Source organism: Streptomyces sp. NPDC059201 (assembly GCF_042754585.1).
Classification (GTDB): domain Bacteria; phylum Actinomycetota; class Actinomycetes; order Streptomycetales; family Streptomycetaceae; genus Streptomyces.
In genome coordinates this window covers 386,558-400,660 of record NZ_JBHZBB010000005.1, presented here as the reverse complement: position 1 = coordinate 400,660, position 14,103 = coordinate 386,558, and the positions used below count along the sequence as shown (strand labels likewise).

Annotated in this window: 10 protein-coding genes; 5 read left to right on the top strand and 5 right to left on the bottom strand. The window is 74.2% G+C overall.

Going from position 1 to position 14,103, the window contains the following annotated elements; all coding sequences use genetic code 11:
- Window positions 1-2: 2 nt before the first annotated feature.
- Complete coding sequence (locus ACFXMG_RS19825) at window positions 3-2,087, bottom strand: molybdopterin oxidoreductase family protein (RefSeq protein ID WP_383822028.1); 2,085 nt, start codon at window positions 2,085-2,087, stop codon at window positions 3-5.
- 7 nt (window positions 2,088-2,094) lie between these two features.
- Entirely contained in the window at window positions 2,095-3,483 is a 1,389-nt protein-coding gene (locus ACFXMG_RS19820) for a nitrate/nitrite transporter (protein WP_383822025.1), read from the bottom strand.
- Window positions 3,484-3,697: 214 nt separating this feature from the next.
- Between ACFXMG_RS19820 and ACFXMG_RS19815 the strand changes: the two genes are divergently transcribed.
- From ACFXMG_RS19815 to ACFXMG_RS19800, 4 genes are all read left to right on the top strand, one after another.
- Window positions 3,698-4,096: a molybdopterin-binding protein gene (locus ACFXMG_RS19815; RefSeq protein WP_383822022.1), complete on the top strand. Its 399-nt coding sequence runs from the start codon at window positions 3,698-3,700 to the stop codon at window positions 4,094-4,096.
- A gap of 184 nt (window positions 4,097-4,280) precedes the next feature.
- Window positions 4,281-4,790, top strand: coding sequence for a molybdopterin-dependent oxidoreductase (locus tag ACFXMG_RS19810; protein ID WP_383822019.1), 510 nt, complete (start codon window positions 4,281-4,283; stop codon window positions 4,788-4,790).
- A 109-nt stretch (window positions 4,791-4,899) separates the two neighbouring features.
- Entirely contained in the window at window positions 4,900-5,292 is a 393-nt protein-coding gene (locus tag ACFXMG_RS19805) for a molybdopterin-binding protein (protein ID WP_383822017.1), read from the top strand.
- A gap of 68 nt (window positions 5,293-5,360) precedes the next feature.
- Window positions 5,361-7,298, top strand: a complete 1,938-nt coding sequence (locus ACFXMG_RS19800; RefSeq protein ID WP_383822015.1) for an ABC transporter permease — start codon at window positions 5,361-5,363, stop codon at window positions 7,296-7,298.
- A 25-nt stretch (window positions 7,299-7,323) separates the two neighbouring features.
- Here ACFXMG_RS19800 and ACFXMG_RS19795 read toward each other — a convergent pair whose 3' ends face one another.
- On the bottom strand, window positions 7,324-9,576 hold the full coding sequence (locus ACFXMG_RS19795; RefSeq protein ID WP_383822012.1) for an RICIN domain-containing protein: 2,253 nt from the start codon (window positions 9,574-9,576) through the stop codon (window positions 7,324-7,326).
- A 231-nt stretch (window positions 9,577-9,807) separates the two neighbouring features.
- Here ACFXMG_RS19795 and ACFXMG_RS19790 point away from each other — a divergent pair, with 231 nt between their 5' ends.
- A complete protein-coding gene (locus ACFXMG_RS19790; protein ID WP_383822009.1) occupies window positions 9,808-10,821 on the top strand; it encodes a LacI family DNA-binding transcriptional regulator in 1,014 nt (337 codons plus the stop codon).
- 59 nt (window positions 10,822-10,880) lie between these two features.
- Here the strand turns inward: ACFXMG_RS19790 and ACFXMG_RS19785 are convergent, their stop codons facing one another.
- Window positions 10,881-13,073 carry a choice-of-anchor A family protein gene (locus ACFXMG_RS19785; RefSeq protein ID WP_383822005.1) on the bottom strand — a complete coding sequence of 731 codons (2,193 nt, stop codon included), beginning with the start codon at window positions 13,071-13,073 and terminating at the stop codon, window positions 10,881-10,883.
- A gap of 89 nt (window positions 13,074-13,162) precedes the next feature.
- Window positions 13,163-14,029: a YhjD/YihY/BrkB family envelope integrity protein gene (locus ACFXMG_RS19780; protein WP_383822002.1), complete on the bottom strand. Its 867-nt coding sequence runs from the start codon at window positions 14,027-14,029 to the stop codon at window positions 13,163-13,165.
- Between the last annotated feature and the right edge of the window lie 74 nt (window positions 14,030-14,103).

Genomic DNA, 14,103 nt, shown 5'->3' with positions numbered 1-14,103 from the left:
GCTCACCCCTCCGATTCGGCCGGCCCGAGGCGGACGGCGCATACCTTGAATTCCGGCATCTCGCTGCGGGGGTCGAGAGCGGGGTTGGTGATCAGGTTGGCCCGGCCCGCGCCCGGGAAGTGGAACGGCAGGAAGACGGTGTCCGGGCGCATGGTGTGCACCACCTTGACCTGGGCGGTGACCCGGCCGCGCCGCGACTCCACGGCGGCGGCCATTCCGTCCTTCAGGCCCGCGGCGGTGGCCGTGTCCGGGTGCATCTCCACGAACATCTCCGGTTCCGCCGCGCCGAGTTCGGCGACCCGGCGGGTCTGGGCCCCGGACTGGTAGTGGGCGAGGAGCCGCCCGGTGGTGGCGGTCAGCGGGTACTGGTCGCAGGCCGGTTCGGCGGCGTCGCGGTGGTCGACGGCGGCGAAGCGGGCGCGCCCGTCGGGGTGGGCGAAGCGGTCGAGGAACATGCGCGCGGTCCCGGGGTGCGGCTCCTGGTCCTCGGGGCCCTGCGGGCAGGGCCAGTAGAGGGCCTCGCCCGCGTCCAGCCGGTCGTAGCTGATGCCGGAGTAGTCGGCGCGGCCGCCCTGGGAGGCGCGTCGCAGTTCGTCGAAGACCTCGCGCGGCGCGGCCGGGAACCGTTCGGCGGGCTGGCCGAGGCGGGTCGCGAGGCCGTGGAGGACGTCGAGGTCCGAGCGGACCTCGGCGGGCGGGTCGAGGAGGCGCCGGCGGCGCAGGATCCGGCCCTCCAGGTTGGTCAGGGTGCCCTCCTCCTCCGCCCACTGGGTGACCGGCAGGACGACGTCGGCCAGCGCGGCGGTCTCGGACGGCACGAAGTCGGCGACCACGAGGAGGTCGAGCGAGGCCAGGCGTTCGCGGATCCGGCCCGCGTCGGGGGCGGAGACGACGGGGTTGGAGCCGAAGACCAGCAGGGCCTTGGGCCCGCCGGGACGGCCGAGGGCGTCGAGCAGTTGGTAGGCGCTGCGCCCGGGGCCGGGGAGGTCGGCCGGTTCCACGCCCCAGACGCGGGCGACGTGGTCGCGCGCGGCGGGGTCGGTGATGGACCGGTAGCCGGGCAACTGGTCGGCCTTCTGGCCGTGTTCGCGGCCGCCCTGGCCGTTGCCCTGGCCGGTGAGGCAGCCGTAGCCGCTGCCGGGGCGGCCGGGCAGGCCGAGGGCGAGCGCGAGGTTGATGAAGGCGGCGGCGGTGTCGGCGCCCTTGCTGTGCTGCTCGACGCCGCGCCCGGTGAGGACGTACGCGCCGCGCGCCTCGGCGAGCATGCGGACGGCGGCCCGCTGGTCCTCGGCGGGGACGCCGGTGACCTGTTCGACGCGCTCGGGCCACCAGGTGAGGGCCTGCCGCCAGGCGTCGTCGAAGCCGCTGGTGCGCTCGTCGAGGTAGCGCCGGTCGCACCAGCCCTCGGTGACGGCGATGTGCAACAGACCCTGGGCGAGGGCGAGATCGGTGCCGGGCGCGGGCTGGAGGTGCAGGGCGGCCAGCTCGGCGGTCCTGGTCCGGCGCGGGTCGATGACTACGAGGGAGGGCCGCTCCAGGTGGCGCAGCAGCGGGGGCATCGTCTCGGCGACGTTGGCGCCGGCGAGCAGCACCGTGTCGGCCTCCGCGAGGTCGGTGACCGGGAAGGGCAGGCCCCGGTCGAGGCCGAAGGCGTGGTTGCCCGCGGCGGCGGCCGACGACATGCAGAAGCGCCCGTTGTAGTCGATCTGGCTGGTGCCGAGCGCGAGCCGGGCGAACTTGCCGAGCAGGTAAGCCTTTTCGTTGGTGAGCCCGCCGCCGCCGAACACGGCGACCGCGTCGGGTCCGTGCTCCTCGCGCAGGGCGCGGAGCCGGTCGGCCGTCAGGTCGAGGGCGGTGTCCCAGGCGACCGGGGAGTGTTCTCCGGTACGGCCCCGGACGAGCGGCCGGTACAGCCGGTCCTTGGCGTCGAGGACGGCGGGTGCCGTCCAGCCCTTGAGGCACAGCCCGCCGCGGTTGACGGGGAAGTCGGACGGCTCGACGCGGACCGAACCGTCCTTCCGGCTGAGCGTGGTGCCGCACTGGAGGGCGCAGTACGGGCAGTGCGTGCCCACCTGGTCTGCCGTCATCGAGGGCTCAACTCCTGCTGGTGCGGTCGGAACGCATGTAGACGGCCCGGACGACGCAGACGCAGAGCGCGTAGAAGCCGAGGAAGGTCCAGAAGGCCGCCTCGCCGGTGCCGGAGGTGAAGTAGGCGTAGCGGAAGGTCACGTTGATGGCGGCGCCGCCGAGGGCGCCGATCGCCCCGGCGATGGCGATGGCCGCGCCGGAGAGCCGGCGGGCCTGGGTGAACGCCCGTGCGGCGTCGGCGCCTTCGGTGACGTCCCGTTCCGCCTTCCGGGCGAAGACGGCCGGGATCATCTTGTAGGTGGAGCCGTTGCCGAGTCCGCTGAGCACGAAGAGGAGGGTGAAGCCGGTGAGGAACAGCCCGAGGGAGTGGCGGGAGGAGGCGAAGAGCAGCAGGCCCGTGCCCGCGGCCAGGCCGATGTAGCTGGCGAGGGTGACCCGCGGGCCGCCCCACCGGTCGGCCAGCCAGCCGCCGAGCGGGCGGCTCACCGAGCCCAGGAGCGGCCCGAGGAAGGTGAGTTGGGCGGCTTCGAGCGGAGTGGAGCCGAACTGGCTCTGGAGGACGATGCCGAAGGCGAAGCCGTATCCGATGAACGAGCCGAAGGTGCCGATGTAGAGGAGGGAGATCCACCAGGTGTCGCGGTCCCTGGCCGCCTCCCGCAGGGCGCCGGGGTGGGTCCGTACGGCGTCGATGTTGTCCATGAACAGAGCGGACAGCACGGCGCACAGGACGATGACCGGCAGGTAGGCGGCGGCCACGTACGAGGGGTGGGTGTCGCCCGCGGTGGAGAGCACGAGGAGGCCGACGAGCTGGATCACCGCGACGCCGAGGTTGCCGCCGCCGGCGTTGAGCCCGAGCACCCAGCCCTGGTGGCGCCGCGGGTAGAAGGCGGTGATGTTGGTCATGGAGGAGGCGAAGTTCCCGCCGCCGACGCCCGCGGTGGCGCCGACCAGCAGGAAGACCCACAGGGGGGTGCCGGGCCGGTGCACGAAGTACAGGGCCAGCGTCGTGGGCACCAGGAGGATGGCCGAGGCGAACACGGTCCAGTTCCGGCCGCCGAACCGGGTCACCGCGTAGCTGTACGGCAGCCGCAGCACGGCGCCGACCAGCGTCGGGACGACCACGAGGAGGAACTTCTCGCCGGCGTCGAAGTCGTGCCCGATCCGCGGGGACATGAAGAGGACCAGGACCGACCACATGCTCCACACGGAGAAGCCCACGTGCTCGGAGAGCACCGACATGATCAGGTTGCGGCGCGCCACCCGCTTCCCGCCGGCCTCCCAGGCGACCTCGTCCTCCGGGTCCCATCCGGTCAGCCGGCGCCCGCGCGGGCCGGGTTCCGGGGCCGGCGGACGGGACCGGGGCCCGCGAGCGGGCGCTGTTCGGCTGCTGGACATGTCCCTCCGCCTCCGTGCGTCACGTGATTTCAAGATCACCATAAGTGAGATCGGGCGACGGAAATGGTCCAGTTGCCGATCGCTCGAATGGACCACTTGAGAACGGGTGCCCGAACGAGGCGGAATCGGTGCGGCCGGCACCGCTGCCCGGGGCATGATCGCGCCGTCAAGGGTCGGGGCGCTCGCGCGGGCGGGTTCGGCATAGAGTGCGGGGGTGCCGTCGTACAGCATTGGGCAGGCCGCACGGCTGCTCGGAGTGAGTTCGGAGACCGTTCGCCGCTGGGCGGACGGCGGCAGGCTCGGCATGGAGCGGGACGGCTCCGGCAGGCGGGTGATCGAGGGAACCGCCCTGGCCCGCTTCGCCCAGGAACGCGGCGCGGGCCTCCACGCCGTCCCGGAGGACGCCGTCCCCACCTCGGTCCGCAACGCCTTCGTGGGCATCGTGACCGCCGTCCGCTACGACGAGGTGGCCGCCCAGGTGGAGGTCCAGGCTGGCCCGCACCGCCTCGTCTCCCTGGTCACCCGCGAGGCGGCCGAGGAACTGGGCCTGGACGTCGGCGTCACGGTGACCGCCCGCGTGAAGTCCACCAGCGTCCACATCGACCTCCCCTGACCGGCGCACCTCGGGGCGTCGGCCGGGTGGGGGGTTCCGCCGGGACTTTGCCAGGGCGTGATTCGTAGGAAGCTCACGAATGCCGGGCCGATCGTCGTATTCGCATGGCAGACAGGGTTCCCCGCTCCAGGCGTCGGGTATCACTGCGCGCAGCCGCCGCACCGACCGCCCGAGGGGGCCGATCATGAGCCGACCGATCAGCACCGCACCCGCACCCGCGTCCGCGCCCGCGCCTGCCGTCTCCTTCTCGCTGCGGGGGGACGTCGCCGAGCCGGGCCTGCTCACCGTGGCCGAGCTGCGCCGGGGGTGGGAGGAGCACCGGGCCGAGGTCGTCTTCGACTGCGCCACGGCCGGGCCGCAGCACCACACCTTCGCCGGGCCGCTGCTGCGGGAGGTGATCGAGCGGGCCCGGCCCGTCTTCGATCCCGCGCGGCGCAAGGAGCGCTCGCGCTTCCTGCTGGCCGTTCAGGGCGGCGACGGGCACCACACCGTCCTGTCGTGGGCGGAGATCGACGCCGACTTCGGCGGCGCGCCCGTGCTGCTCGCGACCCGGATGGACGGCGCGGAGCTGGACGCGGCCGGACCCCAGCTCGTGGTGCCGTCCGACCGCTGCGGGGCCCGGTACGTCAGCGCCGTCACCGGCATCTGGATCGGCGCCTGCCGGGTCCCGGGAGACGGCCCGTCCGAGGGGTGAGACCGGGGGCGGGCGACTCTGGTCCCTTCCTCCAGTCCCCTCTCATCCACCATGGAGAGTCCCACAGCCTTGTTGTAGGTGAGAGGGTGGCCGTCCTAACGTGTCGCATATGCAGTCCTACACCATCGGGCAGGCCGCCCGTCTGCTGGGCGTCAGCCCCGACACGGCACGGCGCTGGGCGGACGCGGGCCGGGTCGAGACCCACCGCGACGAGAGCGGCCGGCGCGTCATCGACGGCAGATCGCTCGCCGCCTTCTCCGCGGAGCTCGCGCAGAGCGACGCCGAGGAGGACGCCTCGTACACCTCGGCCCGCAACGCCTTCCCGGGCATCGTCACCGCGATCAAGCTCGGCGACATCGCGGCCCAGGTCACCATCCAGGCCGGGCCGCACCGCCTGGTCTCCCTCCTCACCCGGGAGGCCGTGGAGGAGCTGGGACTGGAAGTCGGCATGCAGGCCACCGCCCGCGTGAAGTCGACCAGCGTGCACATCGACCGCACCTGAGCCCGCGAGCGCCGCCGGCAAGGCCGACCTCGGCCCCCTCTCTCTCCTCACGTCTTCAGGATCCTTCGATGAAACGAGCAGGCGTACGCACCTCCGGCGCCCGACCGCCCCTCACGCTGGCTCTGCCCGCGCTGCTCGGCGTGGCCTTCCTGGCCCTCCCCCTGGCCGGCATCCTCGTCCGGACCGAATGGGGCGAGCTGGGCGCCCACCTGACCTCGCCGGGCACGGTCGAGGCGCTCAAGCTGTCGCTGGTGGTGTCCTTCTGGGCGCTCGGGCTCTCCCTGCTCCTCGGGGTGCCGCTGGCGTGGCTGCTGGCCCGGGTGCCGTTCCCCGGCAAGGCGTTCGTCCGCTCGCTCGTCCTGCTGCCCATGGTCCTGCCGCCGACCGTCGGCGGTGTGGCCCTGCTGCTCGCCTTCGGGCGGCGCGGACTCCTCGGCCCCTGGCTGGAGTCCACCTTCGGCATCACCCTCCCCTTCCACACCTCCGGCGCCGTCCTCGCCGCGACGTTCGTCGCCATGCCCTTCCTCGTCATCAGCCTGGAAGGCGCCCTCGGCGGACTCCGGCCCCGGTACGAGGAGACCGCGGCCTCCCTCGGCGCCTCACCGGTCCGGGTCTTCTTCACCGTCACCCTGCCGATGGTGGCGCCCGGCGTCCTCGCGGGCGCGGCCCTCACCTGGGCGCGGGCGCTGGGCGAGTTCGGCGCCACGATCACCTTCGCCGGGAACCTGCCCGGCACCACCCAGACCCTCCCCCTCCAGGTCTACCTCCTCCTCCAGGAGGAGCCCGAGGCCGCCACCTCCGTCTCCCTCCTGCTCCTCGCCATCGCCATGGGCGTCCTCATCGCCCTGCGCGGCCGCTGGACCGGCACCCCCGCCGACCGGAAGCGCCGCGGCCCCGCGCCCACCGAGGAACCGGTCACCGCAGAGCCGCCGCACACCACCACCCCGCCGATACCGTCCTCCCCGACCGACCGCTGGGCGCTGCACGCCGACGTCACCGGCTTCACCACGCTCACCCTCGACGCGGACCCCGGCACCACCATCGCCGTCGTCGGCCCCAACGGCGCCGGAAAGACCACCCTCCTGCGCGCCCTCCTCGGCCTCACCCCCCGCGCCCACGCCGCGCTCACCCTCGGCGGCACGGACGTCACCACCCTCCCCCCGCACCGCCGCCGCGTCGCCTGGGTCCCCCAGGACGGCGCCCTCTTCCCCCACCTCACCGCCCTCGCCAACACCGCCTACGGCCTCCGCGCCCAGCACGTCCCCCGCGCCGAGGCCCGCCGCCACGCGCAAGCCTGGCTCGACCGCCTCGGCGTCGGCCAACTCGGCCACCGCAAGCCCGCGCAACTCTCCGGCGGCCAGGCCCAGCGCGTCGCCCTCGCCCGCGCGCTGGCCGCCCGCCCCCGGCTCCTCGTCCTCGACGAACCGCTCGCCGCCCTCGACCAGACGACCCGCGCCCACGTCCGCCACACCCTGCGCACCCACCTCGCGGGCTTCGGCGGCGTCTGCCTCATCGTCACCCACGACCCCGTCGAGGCGGTCTCCCTGGCCGACCGCGTCCTCGTCCTCGACGCGGGGCGCGCCCTCCAGGACGCCACCCCCACCGACGTCACCCGCCACCCCCGCTCCCCCTGGGTGGCCCGGATGCTCGGCCGCAACGCCTGGCCCGGCACCGCCACCCCCGACGGCCTCGCCCTCGAAGGCGGCGGCACCCTCGTCGCCGCCGAACCCCCGCCGCCCGGCACCCCGGCGCTCGCGATCGTCGCGCCCGAGGCGGTGTCGCTGCACCGCGAGAAGCCCGCGGGCAGCCCCCGTAACGTCTGGCCCGGCACCGTACGCGAGATCACCAGCAGCGGCAGCCGGCTCCGCGTGCTGGTCGGCTCCACCGAGGCGCCCGACCTGGTGGCCGAGATCACCCCGCAGGCCGCGGCCGAACTCGGCCTGGCCGACGGGGTGACCGTCTGGACGAGCGTGAAGGCGACGGAGACCACGGTCGTCACCCTCTGACCCGGTCGAAAGAACCCGGACTCCGTCAGCCGATCGTCCAGCGCTGGAGCGCGCTCCCGGTGTCCGCCTGCTGGGTGATCCCCGCCCCGTTCGCCGTGGACGCGGCGGTCAGGAGGAGGCCGCTGCGCACGGAGGTGACGGTGGAGGTGCCGTCGGGGAGGCGGGTGATCGTCCAGCGCTGGTTGGCGCCGCCGTGGCAGGTCCACTGGATGACGCGGGCGCCGGCGGTGGTGGAGCCGCTCTCGATGTCGGCGCACTTCCCGGAGGAGTTGTTGCGCAGCTCGTGGCCGCCGTCGGCGTGCGGGGTCAGGGTCCACTTCTGGTTGGCGCCGCTGTTCGGGCTCCAGAGGACGAGCCCGGTGCCGTCGGCGGAGCTGCTGTCCGGGTTGTCGAGGGCCTTGCCTCCGGTGGTGAGGGTGACGGGCCGGGGGGCGTCGCCGACCGGGGTGAGGGTGAGGGTCTGTTCGGCGGCCGTGCGGCCCGCGCCGACCGGGGAGCCGGTGGTGTCCGTCCAGCTGCGGGCGGGCGTGGTCTCGGCGGTCCTGGCGGTGGCGGCGGAGAGTCCGAGGACGAGGCCGCTGTAGCGGTTGACCAGCTTGACGGTGCCCGTGGGGGCGTTGTCGGCGGCGGAGGCGCCGCGGATCACGAACCAGTCCTGGCCGGTGCCGGAGGCCGCCGCCGTGACCGTCGGCTTCGTGCCCCACGCGCGCGTGGCGGGGGCGGTGGAGGCGACGCCGAGCAGACCGCCGGTGGAGGCGTTGGCGACGCGGTAGGAGCCGTCGCCCTTCGCGGTGAAGGTCCAGTGCTCCAGCGCCGAGCCGGTGGAGGCGGCCGTCGACGTGGTGGCGGAGGAGCCGGAGACCTGGGCCAGGACCCGGCCGTCGGAGGCGGCGACGCGATAGGTCCTGCCGCTCTCTATCGGCGCCGCGGGCTGGTCCGTACCGATGCTCAGGTTCACGTACTCGGCGCTCGTGCCGCCCGAGCAGCCGAAGGAGCAGTAGGCGCGGAAGTCCTTGCCGACGATGCCGGAGCCGGTGCGGTTGCCCGCGTCGAGGAACCAGCGGTACCAGGAGGCGGTCCGGTAGCTGCCGGTGTCGCCGAGCCGGAACCACTTCTGGGTGGTCAGGTCGGTGGTGGCGTAGATCTCCTGCGGGGCGTTGCCGCTCTGGTCGACGGCCTGCGGTTCGCCGATGTAGAGGCCGAGGTAGGCGTTGTAGGTGATGTCCATGACGAAGAGCGGGGAGGTGGCGGGGGTGAGTCCGGCCGCGACCTGCTGGCTCACGGAGCCGGCGTTGGCGGGGTCGTACTCCTTCGCCTTCGGCACGTAGCCGGTGGTGCTGCCCGCGCCGACCGGGACCATCGTCGACTCGCGGCCGCCGACGCCGGGCTGCGTCCAGGCGCCGTCGTACCACTTGCGCCACGAACCGGGCGCCATCTTCCCGGAGATGGGGGCGCGGGCGACGTGCCCGTAGAACGCGGCCCAGCCGCCGCCCTTGTTGACGATCCGGGAGCCGTAGAAGGCGTAGAAGTAGCCGGAGGCGGTGTCCACGAAGAGCCGGGGGTCGCCGGTGCCGTAGTGGTACGTCTGCCGCGGGAAGGCGGCGGTGTCGCCCCGGTCCGTGCTGTACGGCGAGGTGATGACGTGGTCCTTGACCTTCCAGGTACGGCCCTGGTCGGTGGAGACCGCGTAGTCGATGCCGTCGTAGTGGACGCCGTCGGCGAAGGGCTGCGGGGTGAACTCGTTGTGGACGAGGCCGTACCAGTCACCGGTGTCCGGATCGACCCACATCCCGGTCAGGTCGCAGTAGTTGCGGTGCGCGTAGCCGCTGCCGGAGGGCGCGGCGGTGGACTTCACGCCGGTGGGGCTGTTGTTGCAGCGCCAGGTGGTGTCGTTGTTGCGGTCGGCGGAGTTCGCCGGGTTCACGGCGTCGCTGATCGCGGCGGAGCGGTTGGCGGAGTCGAAGTCGGTGCCGGTGTAGAAGGTCCACTTGCGGGGGTCGTTCGCCCCGTACAGCGCGTGGGCCTGCTGGTAGTAGAAGGTGCCGTCCTTGTCGATGTACGGACTGGCGGGGGTGTCGTCGGGGCGGTTCCACGAGCCCTTGGCACCGACGGTGACGGTGTAGGTGGCGGTGGCGCCGGCGGACGTGGCGGGGGCGGCGGGGGCGGCGGGGGCGGCTTCGGCGGTGGCCGGCGGGGCGGCCGCGAGGGCGGCGCCACCGGTCACGACGAGGGCCGCCGCGACGAGCGAGCTCATGAGTCTGCTGCGCGAGAGGTGCACGAACACTCCCTGTGGGGTGGAGGAGTCGGGCCGCTGGTGGCACGGACCCTAGAGCGCATTTGACCGGTAAAACAAGAGCCCCGACTCCGCCGGATTCCTTTCGGGTCAAGGGAGTTGGGCCCGCACACCACCCCCGGGAAGCCTCCGTGGACGCCTTGACCGCAGGTGGGGGCCCGGTTACGTTGCGAGCCGGGCGGGTGCGGCGGGCGGGGCGGGTACGACGGGGGCGTCATGGTCACCATGCAGGACGTGGCGGAGCGGGCGGGGGTCACCAAGCAGACCGTCTCCAACGTCGTCACGGGACGGGTGGCGGTGCGCCCCGCCACGGAGGCGCGCGTCCGCGCCGCGATCGCCGAACTCGGTTACGTACCCAATCTGGTGGCCCGTTCCCTCGCCACCGGCAGCAGCCGCACCGTCGGCCTCTTCGTGCCGACCGTCTCCGCGCCGTTCTACGCGGACATGGTCGAGGAGGTCGAGGACGCGCTGGAGGAGCGGGGGTACCGGCTGCTGCTGTGCACCACGCGGCTCGACGGGGAGCGGGCCCGGCGCCATCTGGCCGCGCTGGCCAGCCGCTCCGTGGACGCCCTCCTGATCGCCGGCGACCAGGGCCTGACCGGCCATCTGCCGCTGCTCGCGGACGCCCGCTTCCCCGTGGTGCTGTGCGCCTGGGAGGCCGCGCTGCCGGCCGGCTTCCCGGTCGTCACGGCCGACTACGAGCACGGCGGCCACCTCGCCGGGCGGCACCTGCGCGCGCTCGGGCACGAGCGGGCCCTCGTCCTCGCGAGCCCCGCGCACACCGTCCGCACGGCCGGCTTCCGGCGCGCCTTCCGCGAGGACGGGATCGAGCTGCCGGAGGACGCCGTGCGCACGGCCGCCGAACCCACCTTCCGGGGCGGCCTCGCGGCCGCGCTCGACGCCCTCCGGGCGCACCCGGAGGCCACGGCCCTCTTCGCCACCCACGACGTCCTCGCGGTCGCCGCCATGGAGGCCGCCCGCTCCCTCGGCCGCACCGTCCCCCACGACCTGTCCGTGGTCGCCCACGACGACACCCCCGCCGGCCTCCTCTCCGGCACCGCCCTCACCAGCGTCGTCCTCCCCAAACGGGACATGGCCCGCCAGGCCGTGGACCTCGCCCTGGACGCCGCGACCACCACCACCCCGCCGACCCCCCGCCCCCGCCTCCTCCTCCCCACCCTGACCCCCGGCGACAGCACCACCCACGCACCGCGCCCGAACGCCTCCTGACACGCCCGAGGGGCGGACGGTGGTCACCCACCGCCCGCCCCTCGGCCGCGTCGTTCGGCTCACGCCGAGCACTCGTCGCCGTAGCCCTCGTCGCCGTAGCCCTTCGGCTCACAGGGGTCAGGGCCGGGGCCCGGGTCGTCGCCCCGCTCGTTGTCCAGGGTGACGACGACGACCTCCTGCTCGGCGCTCACCACGTACGGCCCGCTGACCGGGTCGGCCGGCAGCGGGTACCCGCCGGGGGCGGCGGTCTCCCGCAGGTAGTACGTGCCGTGGTCGAGGTCGCCGAAGCCGCACATGCCGGCGAAGCCGGTGGTGCAGGGCGCGCCGACCCGGGTGTCGGGTGCGGCGCCCGTGGTCTGGAGCCCGGCGACGCCGTTCGTCTCCTCCCACAGCTCGAAGGTGGCCCCGCGCAGCGGCATCCCGCTGTCCGCGTCGGTCTTGAACAGCCGCACCGACCCGGTCCCCGGCGGAATCGGCGTACGGGAGTTCTCCGCCTCGGCGCTGACGCCCGCCTGCGCGTTCTCCGCGGTCAGCACCAGCGGCCCGAACACCGGATCGCCGGGCAGGTCGTACCCGTCGGGCGCCCGCGTCTCCTGCCAGTAGTACGTCCCCGTCTCCACCGTCCGCGTACAGACGCCGTCCGCTCCGGTCACGCACACCGCGCCGAGCGGGGTGTCCGGGTCGGCGCCGCCGGTCTGGAGCCCGGGGACGCCGTTCGTCTCCTCCCACAGCCGGAAGCTCGCGCCCGGCAGCGGGTCGCCGCTCTCCTCGTCCGTCTTGACCACCCGCACCTCGCCGGTGACCGGCGGGACGGGCGTGGCCTCGTTGGACGCCTCGACGCCGACCCCCGCCTCCGCGTTCTCCCCGGTCAGGACCAGCGGGCCGAAGACCGGGTCGTCCGGCAGGTCGTACCCGGCGGGCGCCGCCGTCTCCTGCCAGTAGTACGTGCCCGTCTCCACCGTCCGGGCGCAGACGCCTTCGGCGGCGGTCACACAGGGCGCGGCGACAGCGGTGTCCGGGTCGACGCCCATGGTCTGGAGGCCGGCCGTGCCGTTGGTCTCCTCCCACAGCTGGAAGGTGGCGCCGGGGAGAGGGTCGCCGGTCTCGGCGTCCGTCTTGAGGACCCGCACCTCGCCGGTGACGGTGTTCGGGGTGTCGCAGTCCGGGAGGTCGCCGGTGAAGGGGTAGGCGTGGAACTCCTGGCCGCCGCCGCCCCCGTCGGGGCTGGTGTGGGTGAGGGAGCCGGTGGTGAAGAAGCGGCCGTTGATGCCGGGGAGGGTGACGGTCGTGGTGGACGCCTGGTCGCCCATGAGGAAGCTGCCCTGGAACTGGCCGGTGCCGGCGAGCTCGACCGTGGTCGCGTCGGGGAAGTTCCACAGCAGCCGCTCGCGGTAGGCGTTGAGCGGGTCGGTGGCGTCCGCGATGCCGCCGCTGTAGGTGCGCAGGGTGCGGTCGGCGCCGAGGACGTTGACGAGGATCGTCGCGCCGTCGGGGATCTCCTCGAAGACGATGCCCTGCTGTCCGTCGTTCGGGGCCTCCATGTCGAAGTCGACGTTGAAGACCTGGAGCGGGGAGCTGCCGTCGCCGGTGAAGAGGGTCCGGCCGCCCTGGTTCTCCGCGGTGCCGGTGGGGGTGCGCGGGACGCCGTCCACGCGCGCGTAGCACTGGCTCGCGGCGGTCAGCTGGTCGCGGAGGGCGGTGTACGGGGCGGTGGCGTCGTCGTCCTGTTCGAGGGTGGACTCGACGTCGCCGGTGACGGTGCCCGCGTGGCGTACGACCCCGGCCTCGGCCAGCAGCCGCTGGTCCGCGGCGACGGTGATGTCCCCGCCGGTGGTGAGCCAGTCGGCGCCCTCGGACGGGGGCACCTTGGAGCCGACGCCCGCCTCTCCGACGTTGTAGGCCCCGGCCTCGGCCTTGTTCATGTCGAAGGCGTCGAGGACGACGATCCGGCCCTCCGCCTCGGCCGCCCGGCCGCGGACCAGGTAGTCCTCGCCGACGTAGATGTTGATCGCGTCGTCGCGTCCCTTGATCGGATCGTTGTCGATCTCGGGGAAGGGGCTCGGGCAGCCGGGAGGGTCACCCGCGACGCAGGGGCCGAGGCCGCCCGGGAGCGGGGCGGCGGCCGCGGGGGCGGCGGCCGGGCCGAGCACCAGGACGGGGACGGTGGCGAGCGCCAGGGCGCAGGCCAGGCCCGTCGCTCCGGCCCGCCGCCGGGGGCGCGCCGGGGCGCGCGTCGTGTGCTGTCGTGTCATGCGGGGAGTCTCGGAGCGCGGCGGACGGCCCACCACTCGCGCGGCCCCGGGTTGGGCCGGTCAGGGCGCGCGCTCACCCGTCGGGTGGGTCAGGGGCCGGTGTCGGGGACGGCGTTCGCCGGGAGGATGCGGTCGGTGCCCAGCTTGCGGCTGAGGGTGGGTTCGCGGGCGAGTACGGCTCCGATGGTGAAGGCGAAGGTCAGGGCGGCGCAGACGACGATGAGCCAGGACAGGAGGGTGAGGACCAGGCCGAGGGAGCCGTACTCGGCGAGGGCGCGGTTGAGGGCGCCGGGCATGTAGAAGCGGGCGGTGACGCCGAGGGCGGTGGAGGCGGTGGCGCCGAGGAGGGCGCCGGGCAGCAGCGGCAGCCAGGGGACCCGCTTGGCGAGCAGGAGGTGCTGGGTCCAGAGCCAGACGCCGGTGGCGAGGAGGAAGAAGAGGGGGAGGCCGAGCCAGCCGCCGGCGCCGAAGCCGTCGCGGATCGGCGCCTGGAGGAGGACGACGAGGAGCAGGGCGAGCAGCCAGACCGCCCACCGCCAGGCGGCGATCCGGGTGCCCGCCTTCGGCAGGCCCCAGGCGCGTTCGCAGACGCGGGCCATGGCGCGGCTGAAGCTCGTGGCGGAGATCAGGGCGATCAGGGCGCCGACGACCCCGGTGGTCTCCCGCAGCCCGTCGGCGGTGGTCCGGTCGAAGACCTGCTGGAGCTCCTGGTCGGAGGGGCCGGTGAGGCCGAACATGACGCGCAGGGACTCGCGGAGCTGGTCGCGCACGGACGCGGGCGCGAAGGCGGCGAGGGCGAAGAGGAGCGGGACGGCGGCGAGGAACGCCTGCGCGGCGAGGCGGGTGCCGGCGTCGAGGAGGCGGCTGTCCATGACCCGTTCGGTCAGCTCGGTCAGGACCGGGAAGCGCCGCTCGGCGCCGTCCCGGAGGTCCCGCGCCCGGGTCTTCCACTCCATCCCGTCCCCCGCCCCTGCCTCGCCGGTCTCCCCGCCATGAGACGGCACGGACGGCCCCCCGGCCACTCGGCGGC

Coding starts and splice junctions, on each gene's coding strand:
- ACFXMG_RS19785 (WP_383822005.1), bottom strand. CDS start 13,073: ATGACACGACAGCACACGACGCGCGCCCCGGCGCGCCCCCGGCGGCGG.
- ACFXMG_RS19800 (WP_383822015.1), top strand. CDS start 5,361: ATGAAACGAGCAGGCGTACGCACCTCCGGCGCCCGACCGCCCCTCACG.
- ACFXMG_RS19805 (WP_383822017.1), top strand. CDS start 4,900: ATGCAGTCCTACACCATCGGGCAGGCCGCCCGTCTGCTGGGCGTCAGC.
- ACFXMG_RS19825 (WP_383822028.1), bottom strand. CDS start 2,087: ATGACGGCAGACCAGGTGGGCACGCACTGCCCGTACTGCGCCCTCCAG.
- ACFXMG_RS19810 (WP_383822019.1), top strand. CDS start 4,281: ATGAGCCGACCGATCAGCACCGCACCCGCACCCGCGTCCGCGCCCGCG.
- ACFXMG_RS19780 (WP_383822002.1), bottom strand. CDS start 14,029: ATGGAGTGGAAGACCCGGGCGCGGGACCTCCGGGACGGCGCCGAGCGG.
- ACFXMG_RS19820 (WP_383822025.1), bottom strand. CDS start 3,483: ATGTCCAGCAGCCGAACAGCGCCCGCTCGCGGGCCCCGGTCCCGTCCG.
- ACFXMG_RS19790 (WP_383822009.1), top strand. CDS start 9,808: ATGGTCACCATGCAGGACGTGGCGGAGCGGGCGGGGGTCACCAAGCAG.